Source organism: Nitrospirillum amazonense (assembly GCF_007828045.1).
Taxonomy (GTDB): domain Bacteria; phylum Pseudomonadota; class Alphaproteobacteria; order Azospirillales; family Azospirillaceae; genus Nitrospirillum; species Nitrospirillum amazonense_C.
The window spans coordinates 135,461-155,597 of sequence record NZ_VITN01000004.1; the positions used below are offsets into that span (position 1 = coordinate 135,461).

Here is a 20,137-nt window from a genome sequence, read left to right on the forward strand (position 1 = left end):
TCACGCATTCATCGAAAGTGTCGGTTCGGGGCCAAAGGTGCCGGAACCGACGGGCGATCATCAGGGACCTGCCACGCGGGGCCCGATGTCGGATGAAGCGTTTTGGATGGCCTGGGCCGGAAGTGGCCGGACTCGAACGTGGGGTTTCAGATGATGAGCATGACCGCGCGTTTTCCCGGGACTGTCAGCAGTCTAGCCGAGGATGGTTTGGAAAACGGAATTGCCGGCGTGGGCGCTTCGCCCCGCCACCGCACTTTTCTCGTCGTGGATGGCCAGGCCCTGGTGCGCCGCGGCGCCGCCCTGATGCTGACCACCCAGTTCCCGGGTGCGTCGGCGCTTGAGGCCGGCACCGTGGAGGAAGCGCTGACGCAGGCCATGTCCGCGCCGGGGATCGATCTCGTCCTGCTTGACCTGGACAGCTTGTCCGGCAGCCGGGTCGAGGCCATCGCGCAGCTGACTTCCGCCCTGGGCTCCGTGCCGGTGGTGGCGGTGTCCGCCGTGCAGGAAGGGGATGAGGTCATCGCCTCCATCCGCGCCGGCGCCCGCGCCTATGTGTTGAAGACGGGGCCGACCGAGGTGCTGGAGCGTACGCTGACCCTGATCCTGTCGGGTGAGAATTATGTGGCCATGCCGCGCCAGGCGCTCACCGCCGCCTTGGCGGGTGTGCGCGGTGCTTCGGGCCCGGCCATGGGCCAGGCCCCGGCCAACCGCGAGGCCGCCTTGGCGGACCGCCTGACGGAACGCCAGCAGGACATTTTCCGCCTGATCCTGGCCGGCTGCTCCAACAAGGAAATTGCCCGCGAACTGGGCGTGCTGGAAGGCACGGTCAAGGTTCACGTGCGCGCGGTGATGCAGAAGCTGGGTGCCAAGAATCGCACGCAGGTGGCCGTTGCCGCCGCGCGCAGTGGCTTCGGCAGCATGGCCTTCATGGCCGGCACGCTGACCAACTAAATCGACGGCATGTTCCGGCCCTCCGGGGACCGGCGCACGGTGCAGGGGCCCTCGGGCCCCTGTTGCCGTTTCTGGGGCCGCCGCCCCGCCGTTTGCCTATGCCGTGAATGCGGGAAAAGGGCACCGACCGGCATGAGCGTCGGCTCAAGCCGGTACCGGTATCCAGCATCTCCGGTATTCAGGGTCCCCGGTATTCAGGGTCCAAGGGACGGCTCAATCAAACAGCGCGTCGATGTCCGCCTGCGAGATGGTATGGCCGCCGTCCTTGACGGGCCCGTGCAGTTCCAGGCCCTCGTCATGCTTGTGGATGGAGGGGGGCAGGGGCATGGTCTCGAACTCCTTGGTGTTCCAGACCGACATCATGGCCTCGATCCGCTCTTCAATGAAGCTCAGGGCCTGGACGACCTTGGTGATTCGCTGGCCCGTCAGGTCTTGGAAGTTGCAGGCCTCGAAAATGCGCAGCGTGACCTCGTTCAGGTCCTTGAGGCGGGAGTTCTGGTAGCCTTCCGGCAACTGCGAACGGACCTCATTGGCGATGTCATCGATCTCTTCGGCCGCCTGGATGATGCTGTTGGTGGCGGCTTCGGTGGAGGCGACGACGGCGGTCAGCTGTTGGCTGGCCTCCATGAACGTGTCGTCCTTGGCCAGCGGATGGCGCAGGGCCGCCATTTCCAACTTCGTCGCCTTGATGCGGCCGGCGATGTCGGCGATCTCGACATGGATCGCCTCGATCTGGGTATGGTCGGTGTTGAGGAAACGGTCCAGCTTCTGGCCCAGGTGCTGGATGGCCTCCATCACCTCCGTCGTGTCCAGGCGAATTTCCTGCGCCGGAGTCAGCGGGGCCAGGGCGGCCGGGTTCAGCGTGGTGGCCGGCAGCGATAGGGCGTCAACGGTGCCGGGTTGGTCCTGCGCCCGCCGCTGCCGTTGAATTTCCGCCATGAAAGGCCGCTGACCGTTCTGCGCCATCCGCTGGATCCTCTTTCCCCGTCGCATCCACTGATGTCGCGCAAGGCGAACCTAACCGAAAGGCTATGTCCTTAGGCAATATGTTCGCCGGCGACCCATTCAACATGGGCGATACCTTGGGTGAAGCCAAGGGCCTCGTGCAGGGCCGGCAGCATTTGCCGCAAAGTTTCATCCAATTGCCAAGGCGGATTAACCAAAATCATGCCGGAGCCGTTCAGGCGGTCCATACGGGCGTCGTCGTTCCAGGTCAATTCGGCGGCCAGGATTTTCGGAATGCCGTTGTCCTCCAACCGCTGATGCAGGCGCCAGCTTACGGCGCGGTCCTTGATGGGATACCACAGGGCGTAGATGCCGGTGGGCCAGCGGCTGTGCGCCAGGGCCAGGCCGGCCACCAGGCGGTCAAAGTCGTCCGTGGCTTCGAAGGGCGGGTCGATCAGCACCAGGCCGCGTTTTTCCTTGGGCGGCAGGTGGGCTTTCAACGCCGTCCAGCCGTCCATGTGGTGCACCGCCACTTGGCGGTCGCCCCGGAACACGCCCTTCAAGGTCTGCGCGTCTTCCGGATGCAGTTCAGCCAGAATCAGGCGGTCGTTCTCCCGCAGGAAGGTGCGCGCCAGGCAGGGGGAGCCGGGATAGCTGCTGACGGGCCCGGCGGGCTGGCCGGCGGCGGCGCGCACGGCATCCAGATAGGGGGCCAGCGCTTCGGCCGCGGCGGCACCCAAGGTTCCCGCCTCGGCGGCCTGTAGCAGGCGCTGGATGCCCAGAGCGGCCTCACCGGTGCGCGTGGCCTCCTCCCCCGTCAGGTCATAGCGTCCGATACCGGCATGGGTGTCCAGGACGGCGAAGGGGGCGGGCTTGGCGGTCAGGCGGGTCATCAGCAGCGCCAGGATGGCGTGCTTCATGACGTCGGCCGGGTTGCCGGCGTGGAAAGCATGGCGGTAGTTCATGGGGCTGGAGCATGCCAGCAAGGGCCGGCACCGGCAATCGCCGTGGCCGCGACCCAGGAAAGCGAAAGGCCGCCCGATCGGGGGCGGCCTGTTCAGCGGCGGGTCAAATGGGGGTGGATCAAACGGGAAGGGAGATCAGCCCACCGGCTCGGTCGTGGCGCTCTGATAAACGCGGCGGGTACGCGGGGTCACGGCCGTGCTTTCCTCATCGCTGCAGCCGTTGCCATCAATCAGCGAGGCGTTGACGGAGTTCAGGCTGACCAGGTTGCTGCGAACCTTGCACGCGTAGGCGTGGGCGGTCTTGCCGCTGCTGCCGTTGTAGCGGGCGACCGCAGCGGCCCAGCTGCCGGCGGTGGCGCGCAGACGGGCCAGCATACGGGCCGCGTACTGCACGTTCTCCTTGGGGTCGACGATCTTTTCCACCGGGTGGAAGGCCGCCTTGTGGTCGGACAGCGACAACTGCATGCAGCCGGCGGTCACGTCCTGGCGCAGGTTACCCTTGGGATCGCGCAGATATTTGGCGGCGGCGGTCGGCGTCGACACGAAATGGGCGGTGCCCTTCACGTTGACGGCGTAGGCCTCCGAGGAAATGGACTGGCCGCTTTCCACCAGGGCCACGGCCAGGAGCAGGCCGGACGGCACCCCAGCTTCCTTTTCAGCCTGCAGGATGTGATCCAGGCAAGCGGCGTGAGCGGCGGGCGCGGCGGCAAGCAAACCCAAGCCGACGAACAGCCCGGCGATGGCGGTCTTGAAGAGGCGGGTGGTGGAGCGAGGGGCGCCTGCGGACACGGATTCGGACTCCCGGCCTAGAAGGGCGTCGCTCCGGCGGCGCGCGATCTGCATGAGAGTCCTCCATCTATCGTCACTGGCGTCGACGACCTCGTGTCGCGACATCCATCTGGCGTCTGTGCCGGTTCCCCAAAGCACATCCCCGCTCGCGGGCGGGGTATTCCATCAGATCACCGATACTCAGTGCGGTGACCGCTCCCTAACCGAATGGGTCGAACTACCGTTGCCGTCTGTCCGTAAGGCCTATATCCATGCAACGGCCGCATAGCAATTGCAGACAAAACGCAGCAGGTCAATAAAAAATATGACCGGAGTGTGGCAGCCGCGCCACGCTGCGCCCCTGTCAGCGGCGGCACCATGCCCCATGCGGCTCAGGATTCCAAGCCCTTAGCATGCGTCATGTTGCCCCCGTGTGAACTGCGGGACCCTCTACAAATAGCGCGACGGCGCAGGTTGCCCCCCAGGAATGGAGGGGCCATAAGGGGCTCTCGGTCCACGCCCTGAACCTCGAGTCCGACTATGACCTTCGACAGCTTTCCCGATTATGAACAGCGGATGGCGCAGGCCTATGACGCCTTGGATGCCGGGGACGAGGCTGCGGCGGAGGCGGCGCTGACGGCGGCCGTGACCCTGGCGCCGGAGGCCGCCGAGGCCCGGGGAGCCTTGGGGGCCGTGCTGCGCCGCCAGGGCCGCTTCCTGGAGGCTGCCGCCCAGTTCGCCGCCGCCACCACCGCGGAACCTGGGCGCGCGTCCTGGGCGCTGGAGCAGGCGGCGTGCCTGGCCGACGCCGGCCATACGGAGGACGCCTGGGCCCTGGCATGGGCCGCGCTGGCCCGCCGGGCGGATGACGCGGCCGGCCACCGCCTGGCCGCGCGGCTGCAACTGGCGCGCGGCGAGACGGCGGCCGCCTTGGCCCATGCGCGCGAGGCCCGCTTCCTGGCGCCCCACGACTTGGACGGGGCCGCCGAGGTGGGGCAGGTGCTGGTGGATGCCGGCGACCCGCTGGCGGCGGCGGAAATGCTGGAGCCGCTGCTGGCCCACGCCCATCCGGCCGATCCCGCCCGCGCCGGCGCTCTGGTGCTGCAAGGCCGGGCGTGGGCCGCCCTGGCGGAGGGGGAGAAGGCGGCGCGCTGCTGGCGCCAGGCGCTGGAAGCCGATCCCGAGGATGCCGGTGGCGCCGGCCGTCTGCTGGCGGCGCTGGAGGCCGCCACGGCCGCCGGTGGCGCCGATCTGACGCCCACCTATGTGAAGGCACTGTTTGATCGCTACGCCGACCGTTTCGACACCGACCTGACGCAGAAGCTGCGCTATCAGGCACCGCAGTTGCTGCGCCAGGCGCTGGACACGGTGGGGGTTGGGGCGGGGCTGGACGTCCTGGACATCGGGTGCGGCACGGGCCTGGGGGGTGTGGAGGTCAAGCCGCTGGCCCGGTTCCTGGCTGGCGTCGATCTGTCGCCGCGCATGGTGGAGCACGCCCGCGCCCGCGGCCTGTACGACCGGCTGTGGGACGCCGACCTGATGGGCGCCCTGGCGGAGGCGCCGGGCGCCTGGGACCTGGTGCTGGCGGCCGACGTGCTGGTCTACCTGGGCGACCTGGCGCCGGTGTTCCAGGCGGCGGCCGGGGCGCTCAAGCCCGGCGGCCGTTTCGCCGCCACGGTGGAACGCTGGTCGGGTGAGGGGCCCTACGCCCTGCGGGAAAGCCGCCGCTACGCCCATGCGCGGGAACATCTGCTGGCGGCGGCCGGGGAAGTGGGCCTGGATATGGAACATTTGGCGCCGGTGGCGCCGCGCTGGGAGAAGGGGCGGCCGGTGGATGGCCTGCTGTTCATCCTGCGCAAGGGAACGTGAGGGTCAGAGCAGCAAGGCCAGCAGCAGCGGTACCGCGAGGGCGGTGATCAGGCCGTTCAGGGCCATGGCGATGCCGGCGAAACTGCCGGCCAGCGGGCTCATGGTGTAGGAGATGGCGGTGCCCACGCCGTGGGCCGCCATGCCCATGGACAGGCCCTTGGCCCTGTCGTCGCGTATCTTCAGCCAGCGCAGCAGCAGGGGGCCGAACACCGCGCCAATGATGCCGGTCACCATGACCATGGCGGCCGTCAGCGAGGGGATGCCGCCGATGCTCTCAGAAATGCCCATGGCGATGGGCGTGGTGACCGACTTGGGCGCCAGCGACAGCACCGTTTCCCTGTCCGCCCCCAGCACGTGGGCGACAAAGACGGCCGAGGCGGCGGCGGTTATGGAGCCGGCCACCATGGCGATGGTCAGGGGTAGGGCACCCCGGCGCACGTCGGCGCGGTGGCGCCACAGCGGTACGGCCAGGGCCACCGTCGCGGGGCCCAGCAGGAAATGGATGAACTGCGCGCCATTGAAATAGGTGGTGTAGGGCGTGTCCGTGACCACCAGCAGGATGACCAGGAACAGGGCCGCCAGCGCCACCGGGTTGGCGAAGGGGCTGCGGTTGGTGCGGGTGTAGATCCGCACGCCGATCAGATACGCCACCAGCGTCGCCGCCAGCCACAGCAGCGGGCTGGCCGACAGGTAGACCCAGATGTCGCCCAGGCCCCTCTTGCTCATCATGGGGCACCCCCGGTGCCGCTATTCGTGTCGGTGTCGAAAGGGTCATGGCGGGCGGCGGGTTCCGCCGGCGCCGCCCCCGTGCCGCCAAAGCGCCTGTCCGCCCACAGGAAGGCGTAGGCCGTGACGGCGATGGTCAGGATGGAACTGGCGAACAGGGCGATCACGATGGCCGGCCCCTGGGTCAGGAAGCGCTGGCCATGCTGCACGATGCCCACGGCCGCCGGCACGAACAGCAGCGACAGGTTGCTGAGGATGACATCGGCGGTGGTGCCCATGGTCTGGGTCGGGCCGCCGCGCCAGGCGAACCAGGCGACCAGCAGCAGCAGGCCAAGCACGGGTCCCGGGACGGGCAGGTGCAGGCCATGCACCACGATTTCCCCGATGAGCTGGCAGACCACCAGCGTGGCAAGGGCGCCGACCATGGCGAACTCCGTCATGTAAGGCGGTCCCCGGCGGCGGAAAGCCATGGGACACCTGACGCGGTGGGGTTGGTGGATGTGGATTATCGTGGCGTCAAGCTGGACCCTGCGCGCCACCGGGGTCAACCGGCATGGGCGCAGGCGTGGTCCGCGATTTCTACCGGCCGCCGCCGGTATTGGAGCCGTTATCCGGAAGGCCTGTCGGCAGGACGGCCGGCCGCGCCTCTTGCGCCGTCAGTTCCAGGCCCCGGGCGCCCAGCCGCGCCTCCAGCCAGCGGGCGTCCGTAGCCAGGGTGGGCAGCAGGCGGCAGGATTCCCCCGCCGTTGGCGGCGCGCCGGGACGCAGATGCACGATGTCCATGGCGGCGGCATCGCGGAAGTGGTCCAGCGCTGATCCCAGGCTGTCGCCGCCGCCGGGACGCAAGCGGGCCAGGTGTGCGCGCCAGCCGGTGATGGGCGCGCGGGGGCCGCGAGTCAGCACCAAGGCCGCGCGACAGCCGCGCAACCGGTCCAGCCGCTCCGCCAGCATGTCCGGGGCGGCGGCGGCATCCAGCGCCAGCACGCCCAGGCGGTTCAGCGTCAGGCCCTGCACCAGATCGTTCGCGCCGGCCCAGGCGTTCTCCGCCTTGTCCTCCACCCCCAGCCCTTGGGCCAGCAGGCGGTGCAGGGCGCGGGGCCCGGCCGCCTTGCCATGGTGTGTTCCCGGGCCGGTCCAGGCCGCCAGGTGGGGGACGCTGGCCATCAGGGCGCGGCGTTCCGCCTGGGCGGGGCCGGCCAGCGTGCCGTCCGGGGCCAGGCCGCGCGGCACCAGGCCACTGAGCACCAACAGGTGGAAGGGCTGTATGCGATGGCGGGACAGCAGGGCCGACCAGGCGGAAGGGCCAGAGGCCGAAGCGCCAGGGGATGAACCAGGGGATGAAGAGGCAAGCAGGGCGTCGCCGCCAACATCGGCCAGCGCCACGCGCGGCGGCACCGCCATACCGGGCACGGCGAACGACCAGGGCGTGCCGAGGTCCAGGAAGCCATAGTCGGCCCGCCCGTCCTGCGCGCCCCGGGGTACGGCGAAGTCGTAACGCCAGGCGACGCCCTTGCCCTCGGGCAGTTTGCCCAGCCAGCGGGGCGGCACGGGCAGGCCCACGCCCCCGACCGCCAGGTCCGGCGGCTCATCCTCGCCGTCCGTGACGATCACGGCGCTGACGCGCCAGCGGTCGCCCTGGCCGCCCCGGGCCAGCAGCAAGGGCCCCAGCAGCAACGCGGGCTGTACGGGCCGTCGGGGGAGGGAGGGGCGGCGTTTCATGGCGGCGGACCATGGACGACGGGGGCCGGCCGGCGCAAGGGCGAAGGGGCCCGTCTATGCCTTATGCCATTCCGTCACCCGGGGCCCATCACCCAGCCAGGCCCGTCACCCGGGTGATCATCCCCCAGGTGGTCCAAGACCCTTTGGTAGAGACTGCGGCGGGCCAGCGCGTCCTCCAGCCGGTCTAGGGCCGCGGTCACGGCCTGCGCCTCGGCATCCAGTTCCAGCGCGGCCGCCTCCAGCGCCCGCCACAGGGGGCGCAGCGTGTCCACCAGCGCCACCCCCGCCGGGGTCAGGGCCAGGCGCCGGCGGCGCGCGTCGTCCGGATCGGCGGTGGTCTGGGCCAGGCCGGCCTTCTCCAGCGAGGCGCGCGTCTGGCTGACGGAGACGTGGGTGATGCGCAGGCGGCTGGCCAACTCCCCCACCGTCAGCGGGCCGTTCAGCACCAGCTGGTTCAGCACGCCGAACCAGCGCTGCTCGAACGTGACGCCCAGGGTGTCGTAGGTGCGGGTGGCGTCGCCGTCTATCGTTTCCGACAGGCGCCGCAGGCGCGCACCCAGCGCCGCCCCCCCCAGGCGGCGGGAATAATCCTCCGGCGGTGTGATCTCATTGGATGGGGGCATGGCGACAGGTCCCTTGACAGATATGTAGGCACCTACTGATTATAGAGGGGCCGGACCGGAATGTCCAGGATCAGGGGTAGGAGACGATATGGAACTGACGCGCCGTCATGTGATCGCCGCTGGGGCGGGGGCCCTGCTGGCCCGCCCGGCATGGGCCCAAGTCCCCGCCCACCTGGACCACGACATCCGCACCACCTTGGCCCAGGCCGGCATTCCGGGGGCGGCGGTGGGCTATGCCCGCGACGGGCGGGTTCGGTTCGTGCGCGGCTATGGCTACGCCGACCTGGCCATCCGGCGGACGGTCACGCCGGACACGGTGTTCGCCATCGCCTCCATCACCAAGACCATCACGGCGGCGGCCATCCTGCGCCTGGCGGGGCAGGGGCGCCTGACCCTCGATGACTCGGTGGCCACCCATCTCGACTTTCCCGTCGTGAACCCGCACCACCCGGACGCGGCCATCACACTGCGCCACCTGTTGACCCATACCTCCGGCATTTCGGATGAGAAGTACTACGCGGTGGATTTCCGGCACCGGGGCGGCGACACGCCGCTGGCGCTGCGCGACATGCTGGTGGGCTATCTGGTGCCGGGCGGCACTTATTATGATGCGAACGGCTGCTACGCCGCGGCGGCACCGGGGGAGGCCTGGGACTATTCCAATGTCGGCTTCGCCCTGCTGGGTTATGTCGCCGGCCGCGTCGGCGGTTTCGATGCCCGCATGGCCATACGCCAGTTTCTGATGGCACCCTTGGGCCTGCGCCACAGCTATTGGACCTTGGGCGAGGTGCCGCCCGCCCTGGCCGCCACGCCGTATGAGGACGGTAAGCCCGTTGCCACCATGGGCTTCCCCGACTGGTCGGCCGGCATGCTGCAATCCTCCGTCGCCGACTTCACCCGCTACATCGCCGCCTGCGCTGACGATGGCGCGGCGGAGGGCGTGCGCGTCCTGCCCGCCGGTATGATGGGCCAGATGCTGACGCGCCAACCGGCGCCCAACCTGCCCACCTGGCTGAGCGGCCAGGGCCTGGGCTGGATGGTGGGTCCGCTGGATGGCGTGGACCGGTGGGAGCATTGGGGCGGGGCGGAGGGCATCTTCACCGTGGCCTACCTCGACCCCGAGCGGCGACAGGGCGTGACCATCCTGACCAACGCCACCGCCACGGACGCCGCCAAGGCGGCGGTAAAGCAGGTCGCGGCTCGGCTGCTGCGGGATGGTCCCGATTTGTAAGGGGGCGACCCTGTGCGTCTGGCGCCACGCTGCGTTGCGTTGCGGCATGTCACGGAATCCTTGGCTTTTGCCAGCCGCCCCCGTATGGTCCGCCTCGCCTGAGTGGCCGAGGGGCCCCCTGGCGCATGGTTATGGTCGTCCCCGCTTTCCAGGGGGCGACGCCAGCGCTGCTTCCATAGCCCCGCTTCTTTCGGGGTTGTGTCTGCCGGAATGGTCCGGCTTTCCACACGTTCCGACGTTGCGCCGCTCTTTCGTTGGCTGGTGCCGCCCGCCGTTTGTTCGGCTGGCGCGGCGCCGGCTTGTTTGTTCGCGTGCCTTTCCCGGGCGGGAGGGGCGCGGCGCCGTTTTATACCGTGAAGGAAAGTCCCTTGGATTTGCCCGCTTCCGTCGAGAACGAAATCATCGAAACCGAAATTCTGGATATCGCCGACGACGCCCAGGGCGTTGACGACGGCCGCACCACCTTTGCCGACCTTGGTCTGGCCTCCGCCCTGACCAAGGCGCTGGAAGAGGTCGGCTACAAGTTCCCCACCCCCATCCAGGAGCGGGCCATCCCCGTCGCCCTGGAAGGTCGCGACCTGATCGCCTCCGCCAACACCGGTACCGGCAAGACCGCGGCCTTCGTGCTGCCGGCGCTGCACCGCATGGCGACCACCCCGCGCCCGCTGAGCGCCGAGGGCCTGCAGACCTTCGGGCCCCGCCTGCTGGTGCTGACCCCCACGCGTGAACTGGCGACCCAGGTGATGGACGCCGTTCGTGGCTATTCCAAGTACAGCCGCATCCACACCCTGGCCATCCTGGGCGGCATGCCCTACCGCCAGCAGCTGGAGATGCTGCGCCGCCGGGTCGACCTGGTGGTCGCCACCCCCGGCCGCCTGATCGACCATCTGGAGCGCGGCCGCCTGGACCTCTCCACCGTCGAGATGCTGGTGCTGGACGAGGCCGACCGCATGCTGGACATGGGCTTCCTGGAGCCCGTGGAGATGATCGCCAACGCCTGCCCGGCGAACCGCCAGACCCTGCTGTTCACCGCCACGGTGGACAAGGCCATGGTGCGCCTGGCCGGCAACCTGCTGAAGAACCCGGAGCGTGTTGACGTCGCCGGCGGCAGCGTCAACGTCAGCGCCATCGAGCAGCGCTTCCTGCGGGCCGATGGCCTGGAGCACAAGGAAAAGCTGCTGGCCCACCTGGTGGCCGACCCGTCCATGAACAAGGGCATCGTCTTCGCCGCCACCAAGCGCGACGCCGACCGCCTGGCCGACAGCCTGTCGGAGATGGGTTACGCCGCCGCGCCGCTGCATGGCGACATGCGCCAGCAGGAGCGTAACCGCACCGTCCAGGCCCTGCGCAACGGCCGCGTCCGCCTGCTGGTGGCCACCGATGTGGCCGCCCGTGGCATCGACGTGCCGGACGTGACCCACGTCATCAACTTCGACCTGCCGCGTCAGGCCGAGGATTACGTGCACCGCATCGGCCGCACCGGCCGCGCCGGCAACACCGGCAATGCCTTCAGCCTGTACACCCGTCATGAGTGGGGCCTGGTGCGCGGCATCGAGGGCTACACCCAGACCCGCGCCGTGGAACATGTCATCCCGGGCCTGGAGCCGCGTGAGATGCCCAAGCGTCCGGCCGGCGGTCCCGGTGGCGCCCCCGGCGGCCGTCCGCGCAAGTCGTTCGGCGGTCCCGGCGGCGGCTTCAAGCAGGGTGGCTTCAAGCAGGGCAACGGCTTCGGTGGTGCCAAGCCGGAAGGTGGCTTCCGTGCCGACGGTCCGCGCGGCGAAGGCCCGCGCGGTGAGCGCGGCGATCGCCCGGAAGGCGGCTTCAAGAAGTTCGGCGGCCCCCGTGACGGTCATCCCCGTCCCGATGGCCAGCACCGCCAGGATCGTCCGGCCCGCGCCCATGGCGCCGGTCACGGTGGCGGCAATGGCGGCGGCTTCCACCCGCTGGACGGTGCCAAGCCGGCCCGCGACGGGGCCCGCAAGCACGGCAACGGCCCGCGCCCGGCCCGGGTGCAGAGTGACGGCGGGACGGGGGGCTTGCGCCGCCCGCGTTCTTCCGCCAATTAAGTCCCGCGTTTGATGACGGGGCCGTCCAGCACCGGACGGCCCCGTTTTCGCCTTTTAAGACTTCAGCCTTACGTTTGGTCCCATGAGCGCGCTCCCCCAGGAAGTCCATAACCGTCGGACGTTCGCCATCATCGCGCACCCCGACGCCGGCAAGACCACGCTGACGGAAAAGCTGCTGCTGTTCGGCGGCGCCATCCAGATGGCGGGTGCGGTGAAGGCGCGTGGCGAGCAGCGGCGCGCCCGGTCGGATTGGATGAAGGTGGAGCGGGAGCGCGGCATCTCCGTCACCGCGTCGGTGATGAACTTCGACTATGCCGACCGCACCTTCAACCTGGTGGACACGCCGGGCCACGAAGACTTCTCCGAAGACACCTACCGCACGCTGACGGCTGTCGACAGCGCGGTCATGGTCATCGACGCCGCCAAGGGCATCGAGGCCCAGACCCGCAAGCTGTTCGAAGTCTGCCGCCTGCGCAACGTGCCCATCATCACCTTCGTCAACAAGATGGACCGCGAGGCCCGCGACCCCTTCGACCTGATGGACGAGGTGGAACGCGACCTGCAGCTGGAGGTGACGCCCGGTTCCTGGCCCATCGGCTCAGGCCCGGACTTCCGGGGCTGCTATGACCTGATCCGCGACCGGCTGGTCCTGCTGGACCGCCGCCAGGGCGACATCGCCAGCGAGGGCATCCAGTGCGACGGCCTGGACGATCCCAAGCTGGATGAATTGCTGCCGGCCGACCAGGTGGCCAAGCTGCGCGAGGACGTGGCCATGGTGCGGGAGCTGTGCCCGCCCTTCGACCTGGAAACCTATCGCGAAGGCCACCAGACCCCGGTGTTCTTCGGCAGCGCCATCAATAACTTCGGCGTGCGCGAACTGCTGCTGGGCCTGGCGGCCTATGCGCCGTCGCCCCGGCCGCAGCAGGCCGACAGCCGCACGGTGCAGCCGGAGGAGCCCAAGGTCACCGGCTTCGTGTTCAAGGTCCAGGCCAACATGGACCCCAACCACCGCGACCGCATCGCCTTCTTCCGTCTGTGCTCCGGCCATTTCCGCCGGGGCGTGAAGCTGAAGCACATGCGCTCGGGCAAGCTGCTGGCGGTGAACAACGCCGTGCTGTTCCTGGCGCGGGACCGGGAACTGGCCGAGGACGCCTACCCCGGCGACATCATCGGCATTCCCAACCACGGCACCCTGCGCATCGGCGACACGCTGACCGAGGGGGAGGATCTGCGCTACACCGGTGTGCCCAGCTTCGCGCCCGAACTGCTGCAGCGCGTGAAGCTGGACGACCCCATGAAGATGAAGCACCTGCGCAAGGCGCTGGAGCACTTCGCGGAGGAGGGCGCCAGCCAGGTGTTCAAGCCGCTGATCGGCGCCGACTGGGTGGTGGGCGTGGTCGGCCCGCTGCAGTTCGAGGTGCTGGCCGCCCGCATCGATGCCGAATACGACATCAAGGCCAAGTTCGAATCGTGCGGCTATGATTCGGCCCGCTGGATCGAGTGCGATGACCCGGTGGTGCTGAAGTCCTTCCTGGACAGCAACCGCTCCGCCCTGGCGGAGGATCACGACGGGGCCCTGGTCTTCCTGGCGCGTAACGGCTGGCAGTTGAACCGCGCCCAGGAGGATTATCCCAAGATCCGCTTCCAGAAGACGCGTGAGCAGAGCCGCGCCGTCACCACCTCCGCCCTGGGCTAATGGCGGCGCCCTGCGCTTGAGGACGAAGCCCTTATCCTGAAAGGACGAAATGGCGCATCCGCCGGATGGCGCGGTGACAGGGTCGCGTCCCGGGCGGTATCATACCTGCCGAAGATGGTAAGTCGGAAGGCGTGACATGTCGGGTTCTTCCCGATCACCGGGTTTCTTGGCGGGTGCTGGGCTGTCGCGGCGCGGCCTGGTTGGCGGCTTGGCGCTGGCGCCCTTGCTGACGGGGGGCTTGCCCGGCTTGGCGGGGGCGGTGGCCAGCCGTCCCGCACCCATCCGTCCCGGCCGCACGGTCGTGGTGATCGGGGCGGGGCTGGCCGGGCTGGCCGCCGCCGGCGTCCTGCGCCAGGCCGGGGCTGAGGTCACCGTGCTGGAGGCCCGCGCCCGCGCGGGCGGCAGGGCCTGGACGGAGTCCAAGCCCTTTGGCTTCCCCTACGATATCGGCTGCGGCTCGCTGGAGGCCACGGCCGACAACCCCCTGCGTCGCCTGCTGGATGAGCGCGGCATGGAAACCGTGCCGGACGACGGCGCCGACGACCTGCTGTTCTTCGACACCAAGGAGGCCGACGCCGACACCGATGCGGCGGCCGCCGACGCCATCGACCGGCTGGAGCGGGCGGTGAAGGACGCAGGCCGCGCCCAGATGGATCGCTCGGCCGCCGACCTGGTGCCCGACCTGGGGAACCTGGGCCAGCTGGCGACCGCCCTGGTGGGGCCGCTGGACTTCGGTGTCGAGCTGAAGGACCTGTCCAGCCTGGACGCCGCGCGCCGCCCGGACGCGGAGGCGGCGCTGTGGTTCCCGCGCGGCATCGGCACCGCCGTCGCCAGCCTGGCCAAGGACATGGCGCGTGACGTCAAGATCATCCTGTCCAGCCCCGTCAGCCGCATCGACTGGTCGGGCAGCGGCGTGCGGGTCACCACGCCCAAAGGCGTGGTCAGCGCCGATGCCGCCATCATCACCGTGCCCATATCGGTGCTGGCCTCGGGCGGCGTCACCTTCGACCCGCCCTTGCCGGAGGGGGTGCGCACCGCCTTCGACGGCCTGACCACCGGCTTCGTCAACCGCATCGCCCTGGGCTACAAGCCCGACAGCCTGGATTGCGACCCCTTCACCGCCCTGGACCAGGTGCGCGGCGACGGCCGTGTGCTGGATCTGTGCCTGCGGCCCTTCGGCCGGGAATTGGCCATCGCCACGGTGGGCGGCGACCTGGCCCGCCAGCTGGAAGCGGCCAAGGACCAGGAGGCGGTGGACCTGGTGCGCGACGCCGTGGCCGACGTCTTCGGATCGCTCACCCGCCGGCAGGCCACCGCCTGGCACGTCAGCCGCTGGGGCGCCGACCCCTATTCCCTGGGCGCCATGACCGCGGCCAAGCCGGGCCATGCCGAGGCGCGCCGCATCCTGTCGGAACCCGTGGGCGACCGGCTGTGCTTCGCCGGTGAGGCCTGTTCTCTCACCTGGCCCGGCTGGTTGCCGGGCGCCTATGAGACGGGGGTGGCCGCCGCCCAGCGCGTGCTGGCCCTGCCGTCATGACCGGGCGGGCCGTCCTGAACGGGCTGGCGCCGTTCTTCATCGTGCGCGACGTGGAGGTGTCGGCCGCCTTCTACCGCGATGCGCTGGGCTTCACCGTCACGCATCTCGCGCCGGAGGAGGCGCCCTTCTTCGCCATCGTCGCGCGCGACGGCGCGATGCTGTTCCTGAAGTCGGTGGGGGTGGCGCCGCTGCCCAATCCCGCCCGCGCCGCGGACGCGCGATGGGACTCGTACGTCAACACCGACGAACCGGATGCCCTGGCCGTTGAATTCCAGGCGCGCGGCGTCGTCTTTTCCGTGCCTTTGCAAGACACGGGCGATGGCCTGCGTGGCTTTGAACTCAGGGATCCCGACGGCTACACCCTGTTTTTCGGCCGTCCCCGCGGCTGACGGGTGGGCGGGACGGGGACCCTTCCCCCGATTTTGTTGAAAGGAAGGGTTAACGCCTTCATGATTATATGAACCTGCCCCGGACCGGGGCGGGACGGTGGGCCCTACCCGGACGGTGTTCGAACGGGGCCCGGTGCACGAGCGTTGCGGGGTAGCATGACGGCCATCGAAACGGATGGTGGGGGCGAACAGGAACTGCCGCGAAAGAAGTTCAGCGGCAAGAAGATCGTCATGTTCGTGGTGGTGCCGCTGCTGCTCATAGCACTCATCGCCGGCGGCTTGATCTTCAGCGGCCTGCTGGACGGACTGCTGGGCAAGAAGAAGGCGGAGGAGGTGGAGGAAAAGCCCGCCGCCGCGGAGGAGGCGTTCGATCCCAAGGCGCCTCCGGTGTTCTTCCCGCTGGGCGAATTGCTGATCAACCTGCAGACCAATGAGCGCCGCCCGGCCTTCCTGAAGCTGAAGATCCAGCTGGAGATCTATAAGGAAGAGGACAGGCCCAAGCTGACCCTGGCCACGCCGCGCATCGTCGATACCTTCCAGACCTATTTGCGCGAGCTGCGGCTGGACGATCTGAAGGGATCGGCCGGCATTTACCGCCTGCGCGAGGAGTTGCTGCAGCGGGTGAACGCGGCCGCCGCCCCGGTGCGGGTGAGGGACGTGCTGTTTGAGGAAATTCTGGTACAATCACAGTGAGATGAGGCGGGGCCTTAAACGGCCCTGTCATCGTTTGGGTGGTTGGGGTTGGGGTTTGGATGGTTGGGGCGCCTGCTTGTTGGCATGGATATTGCCGCCCCGCTGAACGTAGAATGGCCTGGTACGTGCATGTTTCTGAACATTTGGCGCCCCGCCCGGTTTCCTGATGGGTGGTTCCTCTGGGGCCGTTATGGGGGCCGGGGCCCCGCATGCGCGTTTTGGACGCTGGAGCGCTGACCGATGCCGGATCCGCAGGAGCTGAGTGAAGAGGAACGCATGGCCGCCGAATGGGCGGCCTTGGCGGACGAGGGCGCCGGCGACAGTGGCTTCGGCGACATGGGCGGCGGGGCGACGCGCGTCCTGAACCAGGACGAAATCGACAGCCTGCTGGGCTTCGACAAGGATGGCGCCGGCGACGGCGACAATTCCGGCATCATGGCGCTGGTCAACTCGGCGCTGGTCAACTACGAACGCCTGCCCATGCTGGAGGTGGTCTTCGACCGCCTGGTCCGCATGATGTCGACCTCGCTCCGCAACTTCACCTCCGACAACGTGGAAGTCAGCCTGGACCAGATCTCCTCGGTCCGTTTCGGCGATTATCTCAATTCCATTCCGCTGCCCGCCATGCTGGCCGTCTGCAAGGCGGAGGAGTGGGACAACTACGGCCTGATGGTCATCGATTCGGCGCTGATCTACTCCATCGTCGATGTGCTGCTGGGCGGCCGGCGCGGCACGGCGGCCATGCGCATCGAGGGGCGGCCCTACACCACCATCGAGCGCAACCTGGTGGAGCGCATGGTGCATGTGGTGCTGTCCGACCTGTCGGCGGCCTTCGACCCCCTGTCGCCCGTCACCTTCCGCTTCGACCGGCTGGAAACCAACCCGCGCTTCGCCACCATCGCCCGCCAGGCCAACGCCGCCGTGCTGGTAAAGCTGCGTATCGACATGGAGGATCGCGGCGGCCGTCTGGAACTGCTGATCCCCTATGCCACCCTGGAACCCGTGCGCGAACTGCTGCTGCAGATGTTCATGGGTGAAAAGTTCGGCCGCGACAGTATCTGGGAAACCCACTTGGCCAGCGAGCTGTGGATGACCGACGTGCACCTGTCGGCGGTGCTGGATGAAATCACGCTGTCGCTCTACGACGTGCTGAACTGGAAGGTGGGGTCGCGTGTGCTGCTGAACGTTGCGCCGGACGACACCATCGAGCTGCGGTGCGGCGACGTGCCCATGTTCCTGGGCCGCATGGGGCGCAAGGGCGGCAACATCGCGGTCCGCATCGACCGCGAGGCGCCCAAGCCGGAGACCGCGCCGACATGAGCCTGACCATCCTGCTTTCCCTGGCCTTGGATGTGGTGGTCGGCGGCCTGTTGGTCGCCACCATCGTTTACGCCTTGCGCCTGAACCGCCAGATCGCCCAGCTGCGCGACAGCCGGGGCGAGATGGAGGCCCTGGTGCGGGAATTCAGCGAGGCCACCGCCCAGGCCGACGCCGGCGTGAAGGGCATGCGCAAGGCCGCCGCCGAGTCCGGCGAGGCGCTGCAATACCTGATCGGCCGCGCCGACAAGATGCGCGAAGAGCTGGAACAGATGACCCAGGCGGCCGACGCCCTGGCCGCGCGCCTTGAGGGCGCCGCCGGACGCGCCCGCGCCAACGCCGCGCCACCGGAGCCGGCGCGCGACAGCCGGCCCGAGCCCCGCGACCTCCCTCGGGCGGAAGCCTTGCGCGGCAGTGTCGCCAGCGGCGGCATGGCCGGCCTGGCAGGTGGTGGCGTCAATGGCCACCGGTCCGAGGCGCCGCGTGGTGGCGCCGGCATTCGTCCCGACCCACGCTCCCTGCCGGCCCGGCTGGAGGGGGAGCGCGGCGGGAGCGCGGCGGGTGGCGGCCAGGAACGCTCCGCCGCCGAACGGCAGTTGGCGGAGCGCATGGCGGCGGAACGCTTGATCGCCGAACGCCAGATGGCGGAGCGGCTGGCGGGCGAGCGCCCGGCGACCGACCCTTTGAATGGGGCGCGGACGCCAGAACGCGCGCCCCGACCTGAGCGGTCCGGGGATCGATATGGCAACGATGCCAGCCTGGACGAAGGCCGGCCCACGCCCCGCGCCGCGCCCGCGCGCCTGCCGGCGCCCGGTGCCGCCGTCTCCGGTGGTGATGTCGGTGCCGGTGGTCCGGGTGGTGGCTCCCAGAGTGGCGCCGGCCAGCCCGAGGCCCGCTCACGGGCGGAGCGTGAATTGCTCCAGGCCTTGGAGAACATGCGTCAATGACGGCTGAACCTTCGGCTCCCCGGCAAGGCCGACTCACGGCAGCCCCTGGGGCCGCCCCCACCGGGGCCGTCCCCAAGGCCGTTGCCCCCCAGGCGCCCCGGACCCAGCGCCCGGCTCCTGCGGGCACGCGCGCAGCGGCCGGCAAGGGCCGCGCGACCAAAAAGAACGAGACACCCAAGGTTCCGCTGCGCCGCCGCCTGCGTGTGCGCCTGCTGCCGGCTACCATCTTCGCCGCCGTGCTGCTGCTGGGCGCGCGGGCGGGGGATATGTGGTGGACGCTGACCGTGGGCGCCGCCCCGCCCGACGTGCCGGCCGCCAAGGCGCAGAGCCCAGCCCCGGAGAAGCCCGCCAGCCAAGCGCCCTCAGGCCAGACTACCCCCGCCCCGGCGAAGCCGGCGGAGGCCCCGGCCGCTAAGCCTGCCGAGGGCGCCGCCAAAGGGGATGCCAAGGCGGAGGGTGGCAAGCCCGAGCCGTCGGGCAGCCCCACCGACGGCCAGACCTTCACGCCCAAGGACGTGGAGCTGCTGCAGCGCCTGGCGGAACGGCGCGAGGCCCTGGACAGCCGCGAGCGCGACCTGGACCAGCGTGAGGCCATGCTGCAGGTGGCGACCCAGCGGCTGGACCAGAAGCTGGCGGAGATGCAGGCGCTGAAGAAACAGCTGGACGGCCTGGTCAATCAGGTCAACGCCGACCAGGCGCAGCAGCTGGACAGCCTGGTGAAGATTTACGAGACAATGAAGCCGGCTGAGGCCGCCCGCATCTTCGAGGCCATGGACGACAAGGTGCTGCTGAACGTGATCAGCCGCATGAAGGAGGCCAAGGCGGCCCCGGTGCTGGCCGCCATGACACCCAAGCGGGCGGAGCAGGTGACCACCATGCTGGCCGACCGCAAGCGACTGCCCAGCGTGCCGCAATGAGCGCGTGCCCGAAACCGCACCAAACCCCAACCCAGCCGCCACCAGGCCCGATAACCGGCGCCATTTGACGAGACGAGAGCCGCCATGATCCGCCCCGCCGCCGACCCGATCCTTCAGGACCGGCTGGATGCCGCCCGCTCCCAGGCCCGCCAGCCGCTGTCGCGGGAAGAGGTTGCCCAGATCGTCTCCACCGTCGTCGCCTCCATGGGCGGCGACGTGACCCAGCACGACATCAAGCTTTATGGCGAGCTGGAGGGCCTGGCCCGTTTCATCCACAACGCCAAGAAGGAAATCGCGGCGCTGCAGCCCAGCGACATCCACGCGGAGCACATTCCCCGCGCCACGGATGAGCTGGACGCCGTGGTGGGCGCCACGGAGGATGCCACCAACCGCATCATGGACGCCTGCGACCAGCTGATGGGCATGGCCGGCGATGTGACGCCGGAGGTGTCGTCCAAGATGATGGACATCACCACCGGCATCTATGAGGCCTGCAACTTCCAGGACATCACCGGCCAGCGCATCACCAAGGTGGTGAAGGCGCTGAAGCATATCGAGGCCAAGGTGGAGGCCATGCTGGTCGCCTTCGGCGAGGACGTGCAGCGCCGCCACCCCGACGGCCCGCCCGCCGCCGACACGCCGGCCGGCGGCACGTCCGATGACGACTTCCTGCTGCATGGGCCCCAGCTGCCCGGCCGGGCCATCGACCAGGATGAGATCGACCGCCTGCTGGCGAGTTTCGACTGATATCCCCAAGGACGACGGGCATGACGGTTGG

The 20,137-nt window shown here is 69.3% G+C and carries 19 protein-coding genes; 12 read left to right on the forward strand and 7 right to left on the reverse strand.

What is annotated here, in order from left to right; all coding sequences use genetic code 11:
* Positions 1 to 228 precede the first annotated feature (228 nt).
* On the forward strand, positions 229 to 951 hold the full coding sequence (locus tag FBZ89_RS08270; protein WP_050898197.1) for a response regulator transcription factor: 723 nt from the start codon (positions 229 to 231) through the stop codon (positions 949 to 951).
* Between the two features lie 213 nt (positions 952 to 1,164).
* On the opposite strand, the gene FBZ89_RS08275 is transcribed toward FBZ89_RS08270, so the two are convergent.
* From FBZ89_RS08275 to FBZ89_RS08285, 3 genes are all read right to left on the reverse strand, one after another.
* Positions 1,165 to 1,917: a protein phosphatase CheZ gene (locus FBZ89_RS08275; protein ID WP_246172089.1), complete on the reverse strand. Its 753-nt coding sequence runs from the start codon at positions 1,915 to 1,917 to the stop codon at positions 1,165 to 1,167.
* A 71-nt stretch (positions 1,918 to 1,988) separates the two neighbouring features.
* Complete coding sequence (locus FBZ89_RS08280) at positions 1,989 to 2,861, reverse strand: 23S rRNA (adenine(2030)-N(6))-methyltransferase RlmJ (protein ID WP_145749553.1); 873 nt, start codon at positions 2,859 to 2,861, stop codon at positions 1,989 to 1,991.
* 135 nt (positions 2,862 to 2,996) lie between these two features.
* A complete protein-coding gene (locus tag FBZ89_RS08285) occupies positions 2,997 to 3,650 on the reverse strand; it encodes a transglycosylase SLT domain-containing protein (protein WP_186457256.1) in 654 nt (217 codons plus the stop codon).
* 519 nt (positions 3,651 to 4,169) lie between these two features.
* Here FBZ89_RS08285 and FBZ89_RS08290 point away from each other — a divergent pair.
* Positions 4,170 to 5,498, forward strand: a complete 1,329-nt coding sequence (locus FBZ89_RS08290; protein WP_145749555.1) for a methyltransferase — start codon at positions 4,170 to 4,172, stop codon at positions 5,496 to 5,498.
* Positions 5,499 to 5,501: 3 nt separating this feature from the next.
* On the opposite strand, the gene FBZ89_RS08295 is transcribed toward FBZ89_RS08290, so the two are convergent.
* From FBZ89_RS08295 to FBZ89_RS08310, 4 genes are all read right to left on the reverse strand, one after another.
* Positions 5,502 to 6,227 carry an LrgB family protein gene (locus FBZ89_RS08295; RefSeq protein WP_145749556.1) on the reverse strand — a complete coding sequence of 242 codons (726 nt, stop codon included), beginning with the start codon at positions 6,225 to 6,227 and terminating at the stop codon, positions 5,502 to 5,504.
* On the reverse strand, positions 6,224 to 6,664 hold the full coding sequence (locus FBZ89_RS08300; protein WP_211115153.1) for a CidA/LrgA family protein: 441 nt from the start codon (positions 6,662 to 6,664) through the stop codon (positions 6,224 to 6,226). Before FBZ89_RS08300 ends, FBZ89_RS08295 begins: the two co-directional genes overlap by 4 nt.
* A gap of 139 nt (positions 6,665 to 6,803) precedes the next feature.
* A complete protein-coding gene (locus FBZ89_RS08305) occupies positions 6,804 to 7,943 on the reverse strand; it encodes a hypothetical protein (protein WP_145749557.1) in 1,140 nt (379 codons plus the stop codon).
* Positions 7,944 to 8,017: 74 nt separating this feature from the next.
* Entirely contained in the window at positions 8,018 to 8,566 is a 549-nt protein-coding gene (locus FBZ89_RS08310) for a MarR family winged helix-turn-helix transcriptional regulator (RefSeq protein ID WP_145749558.1), read from the reverse strand.
* Between the two features lie 88 nt (positions 8,567 to 8,654).
* On the opposite strand from FBZ89_RS08310, the gene FBZ89_RS08315 reads away from it, so the two are divergent.
* The 10 genes from FBZ89_RS08315 (at position 8,655) to FBZ89_RS08360 (ending at position 20,106) form a co-directional block, all read left to right on the forward strand.
* Complete coding sequence (locus FBZ89_RS08315; protein WP_145749559.1) at positions 8,655 to 9,797, forward strand: serine hydrolase domain-containing protein; 1,143 nt, start codon at positions 8,655 to 8,657, stop codon at positions 9,795 to 9,797.
* A gap of 368 nt (positions 9,798 to 10,165) precedes the next feature.
* Entirely contained in the window at positions 10,166 to 11,863 is a 1,698-nt protein-coding gene (locus FBZ89_RS08320) for a DEAD/DEAH box helicase (protein ID WP_246172090.1), read from the forward strand.
* Between the two features lie 82 nt (positions 11,864 to 11,945).
* Complete coding sequence (locus tag FBZ89_RS08325; protein WP_145749560.1) at positions 11,946 to 13,559, forward strand: peptide chain release factor 3; 1,614 nt, start codon at positions 11,946 to 11,948, stop codon at positions 13,557 to 13,559.
* A 136-nt stretch (positions 13,560 to 13,695) separates the two neighbouring features.
* On the forward strand, positions 13,696 to 15,096 hold the full coding sequence (locus FBZ89_RS08330) for a flavin monoamine oxidase family protein (RefSeq protein WP_145749561.1): 1,401 nt from the start codon (positions 13,696 to 13,698) through the stop codon (positions 15,094 to 15,096).
* Complete coding sequence (locus tag FBZ89_RS08335; protein ID WP_145749562.1) at positions 15,093 to 15,485, forward strand: VOC family protein; 393 nt, start codon at positions 15,093 to 15,095, stop codon at positions 15,483 to 15,485. The genes FBZ89_RS08330 and FBZ89_RS08335 overlap by 4 nt, the downstream gene beginning before the upstream one ends.
* A gap of 156 nt (positions 15,486 to 15,641) precedes the next feature.
* On the forward strand, positions 15,642 to 16,178 hold the full coding sequence (locus FBZ89_RS08340) for a flagellar basal body-associated FliL family protein (protein ID WP_145609623.1): 537 nt from the start codon (positions 15,642 to 15,644) through the stop codon (positions 16,176 to 16,178).
* 240 nt (positions 16,179 to 16,418) lie between these two features.
* The gene (gene fliM / locus FBZ89_RS08345; protein ID WP_004271642.1) at positions 16,419 to 17,498 is read left to right on the forward strand and encodes a flagellar motor switch protein FliM; all 1,080 of its coding nucleotides are present in this window, start codon (positions 16,419 to 16,421) and stop codon (positions 17,496 to 17,498) included.
* Positions 17,495 to 18,442, forward strand: coding sequence for a DUF6468 domain-containing protein (locus FBZ89_RS08350; RefSeq protein ID WP_145749563.1), 948 nt, complete (start codon positions 17,495 to 17,497; stop codon positions 18,440 to 18,442). The genes fliM and FBZ89_RS08350 overlap by 4 nt, the downstream gene beginning before the upstream one ends.
* Positions 18,439 to 19,359 (forward strand): MotE family protein, encoded by a 921-nt coding sequence (locus FBZ89_RS30770; RefSeq protein ID WP_186457257.1) that lies wholly within the window; start codon positions 18,439 to 18,441, stop codon positions 19,357 to 19,359. Before FBZ89_RS08350 ends, FBZ89_RS30770 begins: the two co-directional genes overlap by 4 nt.
* 84 nt (positions 19,360 to 19,443) lie before the next feature.
* Positions 19,444 to 20,106 (forward strand): protein phosphatase CheZ, encoded by a 663-nt coding sequence (locus FBZ89_RS08360; protein WP_145749564.1) that lies wholly within the window; start codon positions 19,444 to 19,446, stop codon positions 20,104 to 20,106.
* Positions 20,107 to 20,137: the final 31 nt, after the last annotated feature.